Genomic DNA, 16,299 nt, shown 5'->3' with positions numbered 1-16,299 from the left:
AAAACGGCCAGTTGAAACGAGTCGAAACCGTATCATTTGTCCATGCCTTCCACACATGCCTCCACCGAAGTGCTCGAGAGCGACGCCTGCTACCTGGCAATGAAGACGCACGATGCCCGCTTCGACGGCACGTTCTTCACGGCGGTGACCTCCACCGGCATCTATTGCAGGCCGGTCTGCCGCGTGAAACTGCCCCGCCGCGAGAACTGCCGGTTCTTTCGCCATGCGGCGCAGGCCGAGGCCGAAGGCTTTCGTCCTTGCCTGCGCTGCCGGCCCGAACTGGCGCCGCGCGCGGCAAGCTGGTCCACCGAAGATGCCTCGCGCATTCTGGCGCTGCAGGCCGCGCGCCTCATCGACGAACCCGATGCATGGGCTGAAGACGGCCCGGGCGCCGCACAGATTGCGGCACGGCTCGGCGTGAGCGACCGGCACTTGCGGCGCATCTTCGAAGCGCAGTTCGGCGTCTCGCCCCTGCAATACCTGCAAACGCGCCGCCTGCTTGCAGCCAAGCAGCTGATTGCCGATACCCGCCTGCCGATGACCCAGGTGGCACTTGCCAGCGGCTTTGCGAGCGTTCGCCGCTTCAACGCCGCTTTTCTGGAGCACTACGGCCTCAACCCCAGTGCGCTGCGGCGTGCGGGCGGTACAGAGGGCGGTGAAGCAAAGGCCATCGAAGTGCGCCTGGGGTTTCGCCCGCCGTACGACGTGAACGCAATGCTCGGCTTCTTTGCGCGGCGTGCGCTGCGGGGCGTCGAGGTCGCTTTCACGGCCGACGGCAAGGAGCCCGCCAAGGGCAGCACGCCGACTTTTGTGCAGCTGGCCCGCACCCTGCGCGTGCAGCAAGGCACGCAAACGCATGCCGGATGGCTGCAATTGCGTTTCGACATGGAGCGCGAGCAAATGCTGCTCTCGGTCAGCGATTCGCTCGCAGCGGTGCTGCCCATCGTGATCAGCCGCGCCCGGGCCATGCTCGACCTCGATGCCGAGCCGATGGCCATCAACGCCGCGCTGCACGACGCCTTTCCGCACGGCGACGGGCTGCGTGTGCCGGGCACCGTCGACGGTTTCGAACTCGCGGTGCGCGCGGTGCTCGGCCAGCAGATCACGGTGGCCGCGGCGCGAACGCTCGGCTCGCGGCTGGTGGCGGCATTCGGCGAACCCATCGCGACGCCTATCGAAGGGCTCGACCGGCTGTTTCCCACGCCGGCGGCAGTGGCGGCCGCAAGCGGAGATGCACTTGGGCAGCTTGGCATCGTGCGCCAGCGGCAAGCCGCACTGCAGGCCATTGCCCGCGAAGTGGCGGCCGGCAAGCTGGCACTGCATGCAGGCGCCGACGTGCCTTCGACCATTGCCGCACTGCAAGAGCTCCCCGGCATCGGCGCCTGGACCGCGCAGTACATCGCCATGCGCGCACTGCGCTGGCCCGACGCGTTTCCGGCCGGAGACGTCGCACTGCAAAAAGCATTGGGCGTAACGACCGCACGCGCAGCCAGCGAGGCATCGCAGGCGTGGCGACCCTGGCGCAGCTACGCGGTGCTGCGTGCATGGCACGCGCCTTCGCCTGCATCGGCAAGCGCCACGGCTGCGGCATCGCCCGGGGCACAACCTTCTTCCAGCAACATCGCAACGGCAGGCGCTTCCGCCTGAAATGTCATGAAGTTCAAGACCAAAGCCATCTACACATCGCACATCGATACGCCGCTCGGCGGCATCACCATGGCAGCCACCGACGAAGGACTGGCGGGCGTCTGGTTCGACCAGCAACGCCATTGGCCCGACACCACCGGCTGGCAGACCAAAGACGATCATCCCGCGCTGGTCGAAGCCGGGGCGCAACTGCGCGACTACTTTGCCGGAAAGCGCGACACCTTCGACGTGAAGCTCGATCTGTCGCACGGCACCGCTTTCCAGCAGAGCGTATGGCAGGCGCTGCTTGCCATACCCGCGGGCAAGACGATGACCTACGGCGCGCTGAGCGCAAACGTGGGCAACCCGACCGCAGTGCGCGCGGTGGGCGCCGCCGTGGGCCGCAACCCGATCAGCGTGATCGTGCCCTGCCATCGCGTGCTTGGTGCAAACGGGTCACTGACCGGTTACGCTGGCGGGCTTCACCGCAAGACCGCCTTGCTGGAACTCGAATCGAAATAAACCCGGCCCGCCGGGCGCGCACATCAAGAGAACGCAAGCGAACGTATGACTACAACAACAAAAGACAACACCGCAGCCACCGACTCACCAAAGCCCAAGGCATGGCTCATCGATCTCGTGCTGCTGGGGGCGCTCTGGGGGGCGTCGTTTCTTTTCATGCGCATCGGCGCGGCCGAGTTCGGCGCCTTGCCTGCGGCTGCGGTGCGCGTCGGCGTTGCCACGATTTTCCTGCTGCCGCTGCTCTTCATGCGCGGTCACGGCGCGGCGCTTGCACAGCACTGGAAGGCATCGATGGCCATTGGCGTGCTGAACTCCGGCATTCCGTTCGCGCTGTTCTGTTTTGCACTGCTCACCATCAATAGCGGCCTGGCCGCGGTCATCAACGCCACCGTGCCGATGTTCGGCGCGCTGGTGGCGTGGGCCTGGTTTCGCGACCGGCCCGATGGCTCGCGCATCGTCGGGCTGATCATCGGCTTTGCAGGCGTTGCCATGCTCGCAAGCCGCAGCGCGGGCCTGCATGCCGATGCGGGCGGCAACGCCGCGCTGTGGGCGGTGCTGGCCTGCCTTGGCGCCTGCGCGAGCTATGGCGTGGCAGCCAGCGCCACGCGGCGCTACCTCGGCGGCGTGCCTGCACTGGCCACGGCCACCGGAAGCCAGATTGGCGCCACGCTGTTCCTTGCGCTTCCGGCACTGTGGTTCTGGCCGACGCAAATGCCAAGCCTGCGCGCATGGCTTGCGTTGCTGGCGCTGGGCATTGCGTGTACCGGCCTGGCCTACATCCTGTTCTTCCGGCTCATCGCCAATGCCGGTCCGGCGCGCGCGCTGACCGTGACCTTCCTCGTGCCGGTCTTTGCCGTGTTCTACGGTGCGGTGTTCCTCGGCGAGAACATCACGCAGTGGATGCTGATCTGCGCGGCCGTCATCGTGTGCGGCGTGGCCCTTTCCACGGGCCTCGTCAAGCTGTGGCCGGGCGCCGGCTCGGCAGCGGCTACATCGCCGCCGCGACCACGTTGACCGACAGCGCAAGCACCAGCATGTTGAAGCCGAAGGCGAGCACGCTGTGCATCAGCGTGATGCGCCGCATCTCGCGCGATGTGGCCTGCACGTCGGACACCTGCGAGGTCATGCCGACCACATAGGCGTAGTACAAGAAGTCGAAGTAATCCGGCTCGTCCTTGCCCGGAAAATCCAGGCCGCCATCGGGCGAGCCGTCCCGCTGGTCGATGTAGTAACGGTGCGCGTAGTGAAAGGCGTAGATCGTGTGCATCATGAGCCACGAGCCCACCAGCGCCACGAGCCCCAGCGCAATGTGCCCGGTGCGCGCCGGCCCGCTCAGCAGCTTGACCTGCTGAAGCAGCATTGCAATGGCAACCACGCTCGCACCAATTGCGACCAGCATCGACACCAGGATCACCATGTTGGGTTGGTCCAGCGCTTGCGCACGCTCACGGGTTCGTTGTGCATCGAAGGTATGCGCCAGCCACCACGTCAGCACAAGGTAGACCGCGGCGTTCACGCACCAGCCCGCAAGGCCGCGCGCCATTGCGTCGATCGGCCATGGGATTGCTGCGACCGCAAGCCCCGCTACTCCGCCGTAGAGAAGACGCTGTGGACCAGTGGTGGTCGAGAGGTGTTTGCGCATGTTCAAAGCTTACCTTGAGTACTTTTTCAGGCGTGCACCACATGTGCATGGGCGCCGTCCTACAAGCACTGCGGCGATCAGCGCATGGAGATTTGGCGTGCGCACTATTAACTTGTCGGTCATCAAAAGGGAGCCCCGCCCGGAAGCACCGCGCGCATAAAAATTGCGTGTCGGGCCCGAGGCATTTTTTTTGCCTTTTCAAGGACCTTTCATGCTGCTGCCTCGCTCCCGCCCGCTCGCCAATGCCGCCAGAATGACGACGCTGGGTACATTGGCCGGTGCCGGTTTGCTCTTTGCCCATGCAACCGCCTGGGCAGACCCATCGCCCGCGTTGGACCGGTTCAGTTTTTCGGTAGGAGCATTCAGCGCCGATCCCAAATTCAACGCGTCGGTGAGTTCGCCCTACGGCGCGCTGCGAACACGCGACCTCGAGCCCGGCCGCGTGACCATGCCGCGCGTGACTGCCGACCTTCTCATCGGCGACAACCATGGCGTTTCTTTCGACTACTACCGCTACAAGCGCGACTACTTCGGCCAGGCAGGAGGCAGCGAATCGCTCGGCGGCTTCGGCACCTTCAACGCCCTCGGCAACGCCAACCTCAACGTGAAGCTCGACTTTGCCAAGCTCTCGTACAAGTGGTGGCTGGGCACGGGCAACACGGTGTTCGGCCTTGGCGCCGGCGCGGCCTACTACCGCATCAATGTGGGCGCAAACGCCAACGTGGCAGTCAACGGGCGCATCGGCCAGTTGAACGAAGATGCGAGCGACGACGCCATTGCGCCCCTGCTCGAAGTTGGCGTGCGGCACGCCATCAACCCCGACCTGCGCCTGTTTGCAGACCTCTCCGGCGTGCGCAAGGGCGGCGGCCGCTTTCACGGCAACATCTACAACGCCAGCGCGGGCGTGGAATGGTTCCCGGTGAAGAACGTCGGCCTGGTGCTCGCCTACGGTGTCACAAACATCGACCTGGCACGCGAAAGCAGCACTGCGGAAACGCGCGTCAAGGTCAAGCTGCACGGGCCGTCTGCCTTCCTCAAGGCGCGGTTCTGAAACCGCTCCGCGGCCGCCTCCTTGCCATGCATGCCATGGCCGGGGCGCCGCGCGCATAGGTGCTTGCGATCATCGGCGGCCACGCCACGGCCCCCTATGATCTTTTGATGTACACCCCAGCCACACCCCGCTCCGACCAACCCGATGGGCGCGCCGCCACCGCGCGCCGCACTGGCAAGCCACGCTCGATTGGCCTCGCCGTCTCTGCGGCGGCGCTGCTGCTGGCGGCGGGCGCACCGGCGCATGCGCTGGTCATCGGGGTGACCGAAGGCGTGAGCTACCAGGTCACCGAAAGCCAGATCGCACCGCGCTTCGAGCCCATTGCCGAGGTGCTGAGCAAGGCGCTGAAGCAGCCGGTGACCATCAAGGTGTTGATTTCTTACAACGGCGCGCGCGAAGCCTTGAAGGAACAGCAGGTCGATTTCGCCTTCATCCACCCGGCCCACGTGGCGCTCGAAGCCGTCAAGAGCGGCCGCTACCAGGCACTGGCTTGGACAACCGGCTTCACCGCGTACAAGGTGTCGCTGCTGTGCAAGGAGCCGCAACCCATCTCCGACTGGAAGGGCATTGCCGGCAAGGGCCTCGTGATGCCCGACCCCGATTCGATCACCTCCGTGATCACGCGTGCCATGCTGCGCGAGCACGGCTTGCAGCCCGCCGCGCTGAAACTCACCAACACGCGCTACCAGGACGCCGTGCCCTTCTACGTGAAGAACGGGTTTGCGGCCTATGGCGCTACCGCCGCTTCGGGTGTGATCAAGACCTGGACGGACGGCGGGGGCAACGTGTGCGCCGAATCGCGCGCGGTGCCCATCAAGCAATGGCTCGCTTCGCGCAAGCTCGATGCGGCCACCGTGGCCGCCGCGCGAGAAGCCCTGCTGGGGCTCGCACAAAGCGATGCGGGCAAGCGGGCGCTTGCAACCTCCACCTACACTGGCTTTGTCGCGCCGTCGGCCGAGGTCGAAGCAGCCTTGCTCACCTGGCTGGGCATCTGAAAACCAGCGGGCGCGGCGCTCTGGCCCCGCTCCTTTTCCGCTCTTTCAGAATTGCCCCATGCACGATCTTTCCAGCTTTCCCATTACCAAGAAGTGGCCTGCGCGCCAACCTGACCGGCTGCAGTTGTATTCGCTGCCCACGCCCAACGGCGTCAAGGTGTCGATCATGCTGGAAGAAACCGGGCTGCCCTACGAGCCGCACCTGGTGAGCTTTGAAACCGGCGACCAGATGTCGCCGGAATTCCTGTCGCTCAATCCGAACAACAAGATTCCCGCCGTTCTCGATCCCGACGGCCCCGGCGGCAAGCCGCTCGCGCTGTTCGAGTCGGGCGCCATTCTTCTGTACCTGGCCGACAAGACCGGCCAGCTCATTCCGCAAGATGCCGCGGGCCGCTACGAAACGATCCAGTGGGTCATGTTCCAGATGGGCGGCATCGGCCCCATGTTCGGCCAGCTCGGCTTCTTCAACAAGTTCGCGGGCAAGGACTACGAAGACAAGCGCCCGCGCGACCGCTACGTGGCTGAATCGAAGCGGCTGCTCGGCGTGCTCGACAAACGGCTCGAGGGGCGCGACTGGGTCATGGGCAACAGCTACACCATTGCCGACATCGCCATCTTCCCGTGGGTGCGCAACCTGATCGGCTTCTACGAGGCAGGCGACCTGGTGGGCTTCAGCGACTTCAAGAACGTGGCCCGCGTGCTCGAAACCTTCGTGGCGCGGCCCGCCGTCGTGCGCGGCCTGGGCATTCCCAAGCGCGGCTGATCGAAGGGGCGGCGCGTCCGCCGCCCACTCCGAAAACAGAACTATTCATTTTCGGAGCAAGTGTCTCTTTCAGGCACGCATCTCGGGTTCCCAAACCTTTAACGCGCGTCGTTCAGCTGCGGTTAAGGTTACACTTCAATAAGAATAATTCTTATTCAACCATCCGAGTCGCCCTTCGCACTGAAGCCGGTGACCGGCCCGGGAACCACCATCACTGCGAATGCTTGCGAGAAGGCAATCGGATGCGCGACCTCGTCCAGGAACTGCTGGCTCACTATGCTGACTTGCGCCGGCAGCTGACGCGCGACCTGCGGGATCCGCACTACGCCGCGGACATCGCGCAGTCCAGCTTCGAGCGGGTGTATGCGCACGCGCTCAAGCTGAACAAGGACATCCGGGTAGATACGGCCGCCGGCGGTGCGCAGCAGGCGGGCATCGAATCGCCGCGCGCCCTGCTGTTTCGCGTCGCGCGCAACCTGTGCGTGGACGATGCGCGCCACCGCAAGGTGGCACAAGACTGGGTCAGCACGCATTTCAGCGTGGGCTCGCGCCAGACGGCGCCCTCTTGCGAGTACATCGCGTCGCAGCAGCAGGTGCTTGCACGGGTGGTCGAAACGCTCGAAACGCTGCCGCCCCGGCGGCGTGAAGTGTTCCTGCTGTTTCGCGCCTACGGCCACACCCGCGCCGAAATTGCGCAGCAGCTCGGCATCTCTGAAATGGCCGTGGCCAAGCACCTGCTGCGCGCCGCCATCGACTGCTCCCGCGTGTTTGCCGCGCTGCGCTCGGAACTGGTCGAACAGACCACCGTCTCGAACCGCGCGGGCTTCGACGCCAAGCTGGCCGAAGACTTCGCCTGAGCGCCGCAACGTGGCAAGCGCGCCGGAAGAAAAGCTCATCGAACGCGCGCTCGCGCTCATCGTTGAAAGCGAAAGCGCGCCGCAAGATGCCGCCGTTGCCGCGCGCCTGGCCCTGAGCCGCTGGCGCAGCCGGTCGGCCGAACATGCGGCCGCGGCGCAAGAAGCGCGGCGGCGCTGGGACGCACTCGGCGGCATTGCGGCGGAACTGCGCAACCTGCAAAAGTAGCGCTGCCGCGCGCGCCTCACTGCAGGCGCCCTTCTTCGCGAAGCGCCTCTTGCATCGAAGGCTTGATCAGCGCGGCGCCGGTAAGCGCCCACAGTGTCAGCACATCGTCCAGCGCGCAGATATTGCCGGGGTTCACGCCGAGCCAGCGTATGAGCTCTTCGGCCCGCTCGGGCGAGGGCGAATCATGCAGCGTGCAGAAGAGCGTCCAGGCGACGTCGAAGGCCGGGTCGTCGCCGGTCGGCCGGGTCGTCTTGTCTTTCATTGCCCTCCTTCACGCTGCGAGGCTTTCCTGCGATTCGCGTACCTTGTCCTCGACGATCTTGCCCGCCTGCATGGTGATGACGCGGTCGGCCAGGTGAAAGTAGCGGTCGTCGTGCGAGATCACCACCAGCAGGTGGCCCTTGGCGCGCAGCTCGGGCAGCAGCTCGGTGTAGAAAAGATGGCGGAAGGTCGGGTCCTGGTCGGCGGCCCATTCATCGAACACCAGCACCGGGCGCCCTTCGAGGTAGGCGTGCACCAGCGCCAGCCGCTTGCGCTGCCCGGTCGAGAGATCGGTGGTGCTGAACGCGCCGTTCTTCAGGCTCACCTTGTGCGCAATCTCCAGCCGCTCCAGGTAGGGCAATGCCGTCTCGGGCAGCACTTCCATGCCCGCGCCGCCTTCACTTTCTTCACCGGCCACAAGGTCTTCAAACAGATAGAAGTCGGAGAACACCGTGGTGAAAAGCTGGCGGTAGTCGTCGCGGCCTTCGGGCTTGACCACCGAGCCGTCGATCAGCACATCGCCCGCCTGCGGCGCATACAGGCCGAGCAGCAGCTTGATGAGCGTGGTCTTGCCGGAGCCGTTGTCGCCCACCACAAACACCATTTCGCCGCGCCGGAGTTTCAGGTCGATGGGCCCGAGTGCAAAGGCCTCGCCACCTTCGGGCGCATCGAACGCATAGCGCACGCCGCGCATGCCGATTTCGTTCTTCAGGATGACGCCGTTCGACGCGCGCTCCAGGTGCAGGTGCGGCTCCGGCGTGGCAAAGCGCGCCGACAAATCGCCAATGCGCTGGAACGCAACCTTGGCGCGGCCCACGCCGGGCAAGGTAAGTGCAATCTGGTCCAGAGGGCCCTTGAGAAAAAGCAGCACCAGCACAAAGCCGCTCACCACCGCGGGCTCGGTCGTGCGGAATGCCGCCCAACCAAGAATCAGCGCAATCAGCAGAAAAAACAGCGCCGAGCCGAAGGCAGTGGCAATCACATAGGTGTTGATCGCGCGCCCGTTCACTACCCGAATGGTGTCGACAATGCGCTCGATCTGCCCCGCGAACATGCGCGTGCGCCGCGTGCGATGCATGCGCAATTCCTTGGCGCCCTCGCTGATCGCGCGGTAGGCCTTGTGCAACTGGTCTTCCTGCTCGCGCGCCTTCCAGAAACCGGCTTCACCTCGAATTTGCGCCATGAGTTGCACGCTGATGCCGATCACGAGCGCCACAAGCATCAGGCCGAACAGCGGCAGCGAAAGAAACGCCAGATAGCTCAGGCAGCCCAGCGCGACCGCAAGCGCAATCAGCGTGCCTGAAAGCGCAAACGCAACGTCGCTGATCATGTCCACGTCTTGCGAGAGCACAGGCATCAGGCGGTGGGTGCGGTAGCGCTCCAGTGCGTCGATGGGTGCCGAGAGAACCTTTTGCGCCAGGCTTTTTCGCACCTGGGCCACCAGCCGCTGGCCGACGAAGTTGGTCGACACGTCCGACGCCATGCGCCCGAAGAGCGCCACGCCGCACAGGCCCACGAAAGTCAGCAGCAGGCCGCCGGCCAGCCCGCCCGGCTGGTTGAGCACCCGGTTGATGGTACCCAGCAGCGCGACCGTGGCGGCACCGGCGCCAACGCCCGTCACCAGCGACAACGATATCCAGGGAAGAAACGGTTTCAGCAGGCGCCCTATCTCGGCGCCGTTGCCTGCGGTGGTAGTTGTCATGCAAAGGCTCTTTCCGCCCCGGGGGCGACAGCGTGGAAACGACCATGCCGCCCGGCACAGCCCCGGCGGCTTCGTGCCACCTACTGCCTAGACGGCTGAGCCGCGGCAATGTTCAGCGCGCGGCCATGAACAGTTGCCCTGCAAATCCGTCTTGAAGAAATGACCTTGCCGACGGCCGACCCGTGATCCCGCTGCTGGAGCCCCTGTTCCCAGGCGAGCTGGCCGTGCATGGCGAAAAGCTGCAATGCGCCGACGCCGTGCCGCCCGGCGCGCTGTGCATTGCAGACCTTGCGCAATCGCCCGCGTTGCTTCCCGATGTGCTGCAGCGCAATGCGCGCTACCGCGGCGTTACCGGTGCAGACTTGCGCGCCGTCGCATCCGCATGGAGCCTCGAATACATCGCAATGCTGCTGCCGCCCGTGATGGCCGCGGCCAGCATGCTGCAGCACGTGTTTCCGGTTGCGGCGGAGCACACATGGGTGCGGCTCGACGCACACGGCGGACCTCTCGGCTTTCACATCCGGCACATGGGCAAGACGCACCGCGGGGCCGGCACCGCAGAGCGCTACGCACCGCTGCTATGGCTGCACCTTGCGCCGCTTTTCGAAGCGCTCGCGGCAACGACGCGGCTTGCGCCGAAGATTCTCTGGAGCAACACCGTGCGCCTCATGGAGCCGGTGTTCGACGTGGCGCTGGCCGCAACCGGAGGGGCACCGTCGATCTTGCGCGACCGGCAACAGCTGCTTCACAGCGCCACGTGGCCGAACGAACGTCGCCCCAACCCGCTTCACGGCCGCGAACGCAACCACCCCGTCAAGCTGCATCGCGAGTGCTGCCTCAACTACCTGTTGCCTAACGAGCACCACTGCAACGCCTGCCCGCTCGCGCCGGAGCATCGCGGCCTCGGGTGAACAGATTGCGGGCCATTCCGTCATTCATCTATCCATCCATCGCACACCTATGCCCAAGGCCAAGCTCGTCTATATCCTGTCTTTGAGAAACGCCGCCGCCGACAAGGCCGGCCAGCACATTGCGTACAAGGGCGGGCAGCGCTACATGGCCTCTCCGCTCGAGTACCTGGCCAAGGCGCTCGACGAAACGCCGCTGGGAGACGCCTATTCGCTCGAAGGCATCGTCATCGACGACGATCCGCGCTCGCCGAAAGACCAGGCCGCGCTGCAGGACTACGGCTTTTCTTGCCAGCCCGAAAAGAAATGGATTTTTCCGGCGGGCTTGACGACGCAGGGCAGGCAGCTCACGGACATCTTTCATTCGGTGCCATCCGAATACCGGCGGCTGCCGCTCGATTCAGCCGACCGCCCCGCCGGCAAGAGCCGCTTCGAGCGCACCCTGCTCGACAAGCTGCTGACGCTGCAGGCCGACATCGTCGTGCTCGACGGCCTGCTCGTCATCCTGGACGAACTGGTGCGCCCCGGTGCGCCGTTCCACCGCAAGATCGTCAACATTCACCCAGGCATCACCCGCATCGAATCGCCCTACGAGCGTCGCGGTGCCTACGCAACGCTCGATGCGCTGCACGGCGCGCAGGGCCGCAAGATCGTGAACTGGCAAACGATGGAAAGCGTGCCTGTGCCGCCGCTCTACAAGACAGGCGCCTCGCTTCACTATGTGGACAACGGCATCGACTCCGGCGAGGTGATCCACGACGCGCTGCGCACCACCATCGACCCGGAGGACACCATCCTCGAGCTGCGCTGGAACAACTTCAACCACAGCCTCTTTCCCGCCCTGCACGAGGGCCTGGCCCTGCTTGCGGGCCAACGGCAACCGCTCACCGAAAGAACCGCATGACGGCCACTCCCCATGTCTCCTATGCGTGCGGCATGCCGCACGCCATCACGCGCGAAGGCGACACGCTCAGCGTGCGCAACACGCAGGACGAATCGCGCTCGCTCTGGAAGATCAGCCAGGGCAACGCCGGTGCTTCGGACCCCGTGCTCCAGTGGGTGGACGGCAGCAATGCATCCACGGCCCATTTGCTGGCTGCCCTGGAAGGCGCGTTCGAATACCACCCTGCCCGCAAGGCCCTGTGCGTTGCGCCAAGCCAGCCGGCAGCAGCACTCCTGCAGGCCGGCGTGCTGCTGCAAGCCGAGGGCGGCCAAGCCCTCGCCTGCCGCGACATGCTGTGGCAGCAGCCTTCGCTGTGGCTGCCCGCAGTGCACCCGCCCATGGCGCTGCAATACGCACTGACCAACGGCAAGCGCCACCCCGTGCGCCCGCCCAAGCCGCGCGGCGTGCTCTACCAGCGCTTCATTCCCTGGCTGGGCAAGACCTTTTCGTTTCGCAGCCTCGACTTCGAGGCCGACCTTCCGATGTTCAACCGCTGGATGAACGACCCCGACGTGGCTGTGATCTGGGAGGAAGAAGGCGACCTGGACAAGCACCGCCAGTACCTCTCGGCCATCGACCGCGATCCGCACATGTATTCGATGATTGCTTGCCTCGACGGCGAGCCCTTTGGCTACTTCGAGATGTACTGGGCCAAGGAGAGCCGCATTGCGCCCTTCTACGACGTGGACGACTACGACCGCGGCTGGCACGTGCTCATCGGCGAGCCCGCGTTTCGCGGCAAGGCCTTTGCCACCGCATGGCTCACCTCCATCTCGCACTACATCTTCTTGTGCGACCCACGCACCCGGCGTGCCGTGGGCGAGCCGCGCATCGACCACCTGCAGCAGATCCGCAATCTCGACAAGTCCGGCTACGCCAAGGTGAAGGAGTTCGACCTGCCGCACAAGCGCGCGCTGCTGGTCGTGATGCTGCGCGAACGCTACTTCACCGACGCCCTCTGGCTGCCCCGCAGCGACGGCGCCGCCACGCCTGCCCAACATTCTGCGTAAAGGAAATCCGCCATGGTGATTCACGACCTCATCGGTATCGGCTTCGGCCCTTCGAACATCGCACTGGCCATTGCGCTGGACGAGAACCGCCGCGACGGCCGCCGCGTCGATGCGATGTTCATCGAGAAGCAGGCCGGCTTCGCCTGGCACAGGGACATGATGCTCGACCAGGCGCACATGCAGATCTCGTTCATGAAGGACCTTGCAACGCTGCGCAACCCCACCAGCCGCTTCACCTTTATCAACTACTTGCATGAAAAGAAGCGGCTGCAGGACTTCATCAACCTGAAGACCTTCTTTCCGAGCCGGCACGAGTTCAACGATTACCTGGGCTGGGCCGCGTCGCAGTTCGAAGATGCCTGCGTCTACGGCGAAGAAGTGTTCGAAGTGCTGCCCGAAAAAGAAGGCCACGGCGGCGAGGTCTCGCTGCTGCGCGTGCGCTCGCGCGACGGTGCCGGCCATGTGACCGAGCGCCTTGCGCGCAACCTGGTCGTGAGCATTGGCGGCATGCCCAACATTCCGGACGGATTTCGCGCACTCAGGAACGACCCGCGCGTGTTCCATTCGAGCAGCTACCTGCGGGACATGGCCCGCCTGCCCGACGCTGCAAAGATCGCCATCGTGGGCGCGGGCCAGAGCGCGGCGGAGATCTTCATGGACCTGCAGGGCCGCCCGCATGCACCGCAGGTCGACCTCATCATGCGGGCCCGCTCGATTCGCCCGTCCGACGACAGCCCCTTCGTGAACGAGGTGTTCAACGTCGAGTTCACCGACTACATCTACAGCCGGCCCGAGGACGAACGCGCCGCGCTTATCGACGAGTTCGGCCACACCAACTATGCGGTGGCCGACCTCGACCTGATCCAGCAGATCTTCAAGATGTTCTACGAGCAGAAGGTACGCGGCGAAGAGCGCATGCGCTTCCTGCGCCGGCACGAGATTCGCGGTGTGCATGCGGCAGCGGATGGCGTTCACCTGAGCCTGCACGACCAGAACACCGGCCAGGAAAACACCCTGCGCTACGACGCCGTGGTGCTGGCCACCGGCTACGGCCGCGAGCAGCACAAGGCGCTGCTGACGCCTCTCGCACCCTACCTGGGCGACTTTTCGGTCGACCGCCACTACCGCGTGGGCAGCACGCCCGACTTTCATCCTGCCATCTTCCTGCAGGGCGCCTGCGAGTCGTCGCACGGGCTGAGCGACACCCTGCTGTCAGTCACCTCGGTGCGCACGGGCGAGATCGGCAATGCCCTGCTCAAGGCGATTCCGGCCGGCGCACCCGTGGCCGCCACCGCAGTGAACGCTGCAAACAGCCCGCGCCACGAGCGGCAGCCGGTGCAGGCCTAGGCGTGCCCTCCGGCCCCCTGGGGGCGCAAGAAGAAAAAGGAGACAGCCTGCTGTCTCCTTTTTTTTAAGCCAAACGTCTCATGTATGAAAGCGCCAAGGTGCCGAAACCGGCCGGCCTTGGGCGTCGCAACGTGAACCGCCGTATTCAAGCACCTGGAGTATCAACCTTATGCGTCCCCTGCCCCGTCAACGTCTATTGAACGCCGCACTCGCCACGGCCTTCGGAACGGCCTTTTCCCTTTGCAGCGTGAGCGCCCTGGCGCAGGCCACTGGGCAGCAACAGCAACAGCCGCGCGCCGGCGATCCGACCCTGCCCGCCATCACGGTGAATGCCGACACGGAAGAATCTGCCACCGGCCGCGTCAACGGCTACCTTGCCAAGCGCAGCACGGCCGGCAGCAAGACGGACACGCCGATCGTCGAGACGCCGCAATCGATCTCGGTCATCACGGCCGACCGCATGGACGCCATCGGCGCCACCACGGTGAAGGACGCGCTCGGCTACACCCCGGGCGTGAGCATCTCGCCCTTCGGCGCCGATTCGCGCTACGACTGGATCTCGATCCGCGGCTTCGACGGCTATGCGCCGGGCTTCTACCTGGACGGCCTGCCGCTGCGCAACAACGGCACCTGGGGCCTGTGGAAAACCGAGAACTACGGCAGCGAACGCATCGAAGTGCTGCGCGGCCCCACCTCGGTGCTCTATGGCATGGCAAGCCCGGGCGGCGTGGTCAACATTGCGAGCAAGCTGCCTACGGCAGAGCCCGTGCGCGAGATCCAGCTGCAGTACGGCAACGATGCCCGCCGCCAGGTGGCCGGCGATTTCTCGGGCGCGCTCGACGCCGAAGGCAAGGTGCTCTACCGCATTACCGGGGTACTGCGCGATGCCCAGTTGCCCGGCGGCAGCTCGCGCGACGACCGCACCTACATCGCCCCCTCGATCACCTGGAAGCCCTCGAGCGACACCACCTTCACGCTGCTGGCCCAGTACCAGAAGAACCGCGCGGGCAGCTACACCCGCATTCGCCCCGCGGCCGGTTCGCTCACGCCGACGCGCATCGGCACCTACATTCCCGACGACCTGAACGCGGGTGATCCCAACTTCGATCACTTCAACCAGGACCAGAAGATGATCGGCTACCAGCTCGAGCATCGCTTCAACGACACCTTCACCGTGCGCCAGAAGCTGCGCTACGGCAAGCTCGAGGTCGACTACCGCGCCCTGCAGGCGCCCAGCTTCGTTCCCATGGATCCGGCCAATGCGCTGAGCACGGAGAACTACCGCTACCTGAACCGCGGTGTCTTCGGCAGCCAGGAAAGCACATCGTCCGTCACCATGGACAACCAGCTGCAGGCCGACCTGCGCTCGGGCGACTGGCGCCACAAGGTGCTGGTGGGCCTGGACTACCAGCGCACCCGCATCGACCAGTACACCTACAGCAGCGGCTTCGGCGCACCGCTGCTCGACATCTACGCACCCGTGTACGGCGGCACCATCGACATTCCGCAGCCCTACGTCAACGGCGTGAACCGGCTCGCGCAGACCGGCATCTACCTGCAGGACCAGATCAAGTGGGGCGACCGCTGGTCGCTCACGATCGGCGGCCGCTACGACACGGCGCAGAGCACCAACTACAGCCGCCTCGACGGCTCCACGCAGCGCATTTCGGAGCACAAGTTCACCAAGCGCGCGGGCCTGGTCTACCTGGCACCGAACGGCCTGGCGCCCTACCTCAGCTACTCCGAATCGTTCGCCCCCATCGGTGCGCTCGACCCCGCCACCCGCACGCCTTTCAAGCCTGAAAGCGGCCGCCAGTACGAAGCCGGCATCCGCTACCAGCCGCCGGGCGGCAAGTCGCTGTACAGCGCGGCCATCTTCGACCTGCGCCGCAAGAACTACATCACGTACGACGCGACCTTCATGCCCAAGCAGACCGGCGAGATCTCGGTGCGGGGCCTCGAGCTCGAAGCCACCACCGAGCTCATGCCGCGCCTGAACCTCACGGCCTCCTACGCCTACACGCCGCGCGCCATCGTCACGGCCAGCAGCCGCGCCGATGAGATCGGCAAGCAGGCGATGTCCGTTCCGCGTAACCGCCTGTCGGTGTGGGCGGACTACCGCTTCAGCAACGGCCTGAAGGTGGGCGCGGGCGTGCGCTTCAACGGCTCGACCCGCGGCGACGCGGAAGTCGTCGCGCCGGCCAAGGTGCCTTCGTACACGCTGCTGGACGCCATGATCGGCTACGACATCGACCGCTGGACGCTGGCGCTCAACCTGCGCAACCTGACCAACAAGACCTACGTTGCCAACTGCGCGTACGGCTACTGCTACCTGGGCACGCAGCGCACGGCGGTGGCAACGGCCACCTACCGCTGGTAAGCGCGGCGGCCCAACAGGCAAAGGCCGGATGCCCTCGCGGGCATCCGGCCTTTTTTGTGCGGCTGC

16 protein-coding genes are annotated in these 16,299 nt (G+C 65.4%); 13 read left to right on the top strand and 3 right to left on the bottom strand.

The features are described 5' to 3' along the window. Positions 1–42 precede the first annotated feature (42 nt). The 3 genes from J2X67_RS18740 to J2X67_RS18730 are packed head-to-tail and all read left to right on the top strand — an operon-like array spanning position 43 to position 3,162. A complete protein-coding gene (locus tag J2X67_RS18740) occupies positions 43–1,647 on the top strand; it encodes an Ada metal-binding domain-containing protein (protein WP_309955212.1) in 1,605 nt (534 codons plus the stop codon). Between the two features lie 6 nt (positions 1,648–1,653). Beyond that, positions 1,654–2,148: a methylated-DNA--[protein]-cysteine S-methyltransferase gene (locus J2X67_RS18735; protein ID WP_309955210.1), complete on the top strand. Its 495-nt coding sequence runs from the start codon at positions 1,654–1,656 to the stop codon at positions 2,146–2,148. 45 nt (positions 2,149–2,193) lie between these two features. Further along, positions 2,194–3,162 carry a DMT family transporter gene (locus J2X67_RS18730; protein ID WP_309955207.1) on the top strand — a complete coding sequence of 323 codons (969 nt, stop codon included), beginning with the start codon at positions 2,194–2,196 and terminating at the stop codon, positions 3,160–3,162. Here J2X67_RS18730 and J2X67_RS18725 read toward each other — a convergent pair. Beyond that, positions 3,137–3,790 carry a DUF1345 domain-containing protein gene (locus J2X67_RS18725; RefSeq protein ID WP_309955206.1) on the bottom strand — a complete coding sequence of 218 codons (654 nt, stop codon included), beginning with the start codon at positions 3,788–3,790 and terminating at the stop codon, positions 3,137–3,139. The two genes, J2X67_RS18730 and J2X67_RS18725, sit on opposite strands and share 26 nt — an antisense overlap. A gap of 211 nt (positions 3,791–4,001) precedes the next feature. On the opposite strand from J2X67_RS18725, the gene J2X67_RS18720 reads away from it, so the two are divergent. The 5 genes from J2X67_RS18720 (at position 4,002) to J2X67_RS18700 (ending at position 7,682) form a co-directional block, all read left to right on the top strand. Next, positions 4,002–4,841, top strand: coding sequence for a hypothetical protein (locus tag J2X67_RS18720; RefSeq protein ID WP_309955203.1), 840 nt, complete (start codon positions 4,002–4,004; stop codon positions 4,839–4,841). Between the two features lie 107 nt (positions 4,842–4,948). Continuing rightward, positions 4,949–5,836, top strand: coding sequence for a PhnD/SsuA/transferrin family substrate-binding protein (locus tag J2X67_RS18715; protein WP_309955201.1), 888 nt, complete (start codon positions 4,949–4,951; stop codon positions 5,834–5,836). A gap of 58 nt (positions 5,837–5,894) precedes the next feature. Next, positions 5,895–6,599 carry a glutathione S-transferase N-terminal domain-containing protein gene (locus J2X67_RS18710; protein WP_309955199.1) on the top strand — a complete coding sequence of 235 codons (705 nt, stop codon included), beginning with the start codon at positions 5,895–5,897 and terminating at the stop codon, positions 6,597–6,599. Between the two features lie 242 nt (positions 6,600–6,841). Further along, positions 6,842–7,456 (top strand): RNA polymerase sigma factor, encoded by a 615-nt coding sequence (locus J2X67_RS18705; protein WP_309955197.1) that lies wholly within the window; start codon positions 6,842–6,844, stop codon positions 7,454–7,456. Between the two features lie 10 nt (positions 7,457–7,466). Beyond that, on the top strand, positions 7,467–7,682 hold the full coding sequence (locus J2X67_RS18700) for an iron dicitrate transport regulator FecR (protein WP_309955195.1): 216 nt from the start codon (positions 7,467–7,469) through the stop codon (positions 7,680–7,682). A 16-nt stretch (positions 7,683–7,698) separates the two neighbouring features. Here J2X67_RS18700 and J2X67_RS18695 read toward each other — a convergent pair whose 3' ends face one another. Beyond that, positions 7,699–7,944: a hypothetical protein gene (locus J2X67_RS18695; protein ID WP_309955193.1), complete on the bottom strand. Its 246-nt coding sequence runs from the start codon at positions 7,942–7,944 to the stop codon at positions 7,699–7,701. Positions 7,945–7,953: 9 nt separating this feature from the next. After that, positions 7,954–9,645: a cyclic peptide export ABC transporter gene (locus J2X67_RS18690; RefSeq protein WP_309955190.1), complete on the bottom strand. Its 1,692-nt coding sequence runs from the start codon at positions 9,643–9,645 to the stop codon at positions 7,954–7,956. 182 nt (positions 9,646–9,827) lie between these two features. Here J2X67_RS18690 and fhuF point away from each other — a divergent pair, with 182 nt between their 5' ends. The 5 genes from fhuF (at position 9,828) to J2X67_RS18665 (ending at position 16,233) form a co-directional block, all read left to right on the top strand. Continuing rightward, a complete protein-coding gene (gene fhuF / locus J2X67_RS18685) occupies positions 9,828–10,556 on the top strand; it encodes a siderophore-iron reductase FhuF (RefSeq protein WP_309955188.1) in 729 nt (242 codons plus the stop codon). Positions 10,557–10,605: 49 nt separating this feature from the next. Then, complete coding sequence (locus tag J2X67_RS18680) at positions 10,606–11,457, top strand: formyltransferase family protein (protein WP_309955186.1); 852 nt, start codon at positions 10,606–10,608, stop codon at positions 11,455–11,457. Further along, a complete protein-coding gene (locus tag J2X67_RS18675; protein WP_309955183.1) occupies positions 11,454–12,506 on the top strand; it encodes a GNAT family N-acetyltransferase in 1,053 nt (350 codons plus the stop codon). Before J2X67_RS18680 ends, J2X67_RS18675 begins: the two co-directional genes overlap by 4 nt. Before the next feature lie 12 nt (positions 12,507–12,518). Continuing rightward, positions 12,519–13,853, top strand: a complete 1,335-nt coding sequence (locus J2X67_RS18670; RefSeq protein WP_309955181.1) for a lysine N(6)-hydroxylase/L-ornithine N(5)-oxygenase family protein — start codon at positions 12,519–12,521, stop codon at positions 13,851–13,853. 169 nt (positions 13,854–14,022) lie between these two features. Then, the gene (locus J2X67_RS18665; RefSeq protein ID WP_309955179.1) at positions 14,023–16,233 is read left to right on the top strand and encodes a TonB-dependent siderophore receptor; all 2,211 of its coding nucleotides are present in this window, start codon (positions 14,023–14,025) and stop codon (positions 16,231–16,233) included. Positions 16,234–16,299: the final 66 nt, after the last annotated feature.

The sequence above is a fragment of the Variovorax sp. 3319 genome, assembly GCF_031456585.1.
Lineage (GTDB): Bacteria > Pseudomonadota > Gammaproteobacteria > Burkholderiales > Burkholderiaceae_C > Variovorax > Variovorax paradoxus_P.
This window is presented reverse-complemented; position numbering and strand designations above follow the sequence as displayed.

Coding starts and splice junctions, on each gene's coding strand:
- J2X67_RS18740 (WP_309955212.1), top strand. CDS start 43: ATGCCTTCCACACATGCCTCCACCGAAGTGCTCGAGAGCGACGCCTGC.
- J2X67_RS18735 (WP_309955210.1), top strand. CDS start 1,654: ATGAAGTTCAAGACCAAAGCCATCTACACATCGCACATCGATACGCCG.
- J2X67_RS18730 (WP_309955207.1), top strand. CDS start 2,194: ATGACTACAACAACAAAAGACAACACCGCAGCCACCGACTCACCAAAG.
- J2X67_RS18725 (WP_309955206.1), bottom strand. CDS start 3,790: ATGCGCAAACACCTCTCGACCACCACTGGTCCACAGCGTCTTCTCTAC.
- J2X67_RS18720 (WP_309955203.1), top strand. CDS start 4,002: ATGCTGCTGCCTCGCTCCCGCCCGCTCGCCAATGCCGCCAGAATGACG.
- J2X67_RS18715 (WP_309955201.1), top strand. CDS start 4,949: ATGTACACCCCAGCCACACCCCGCTCCGACCAACCCGATGGGCGCGCC.
- J2X67_RS18710 (WP_309955199.1), top strand. CDS start 5,895: ATGCACGATCTTTCCAGCTTTCCCATTACCAAGAAGTGGCCTGCGCGC.
- J2X67_RS18705 (WP_309955197.1), top strand. CDS start 6,842: ATGCGCGACCTCGTCCAGGAACTGCTGGCTCACTATGCTGACTTGCGC.
- J2X67_RS18695 (WP_309955193.1), bottom strand. CDS start 7,944: ATGAAAGACAAGACGACCCGGCCGACCGGCGACGACCCGGCCTTCGAC.
- J2X67_RS18690 (WP_309955190.1), bottom strand. CDS start 9,645: ATGACAACTACCACCGCAGGCAACGGCGCCGAGATAGGGCGCCTGCTG.
- J2X67_RS18680 (WP_309955186.1), top strand. CDS start 10,606: ATGCCCAAGGCCAAGCTCGTCTATATCCTGTCTTTGAGAAACGCCGCC.
- J2X67_RS18675 (WP_309955183.1), top strand. CDS start 11,454: ATGACGGCCACTCCCCATGTCTCCTATGCGTGCGGCATGCCGCACGCC.
- J2X67_RS18670 (WP_309955181.1), top strand. CDS start 12,519: ATGGTGATTCACGACCTCATCGGTATCGGCTTCGGCCCTTCGAACATC.
- J2X67_RS18665 (WP_309955179.1), top strand. CDS start 14,023: ATGCGTCCCCTGCCCCGTCAACGTCTATTGAACGCCGCACTCGCCACG.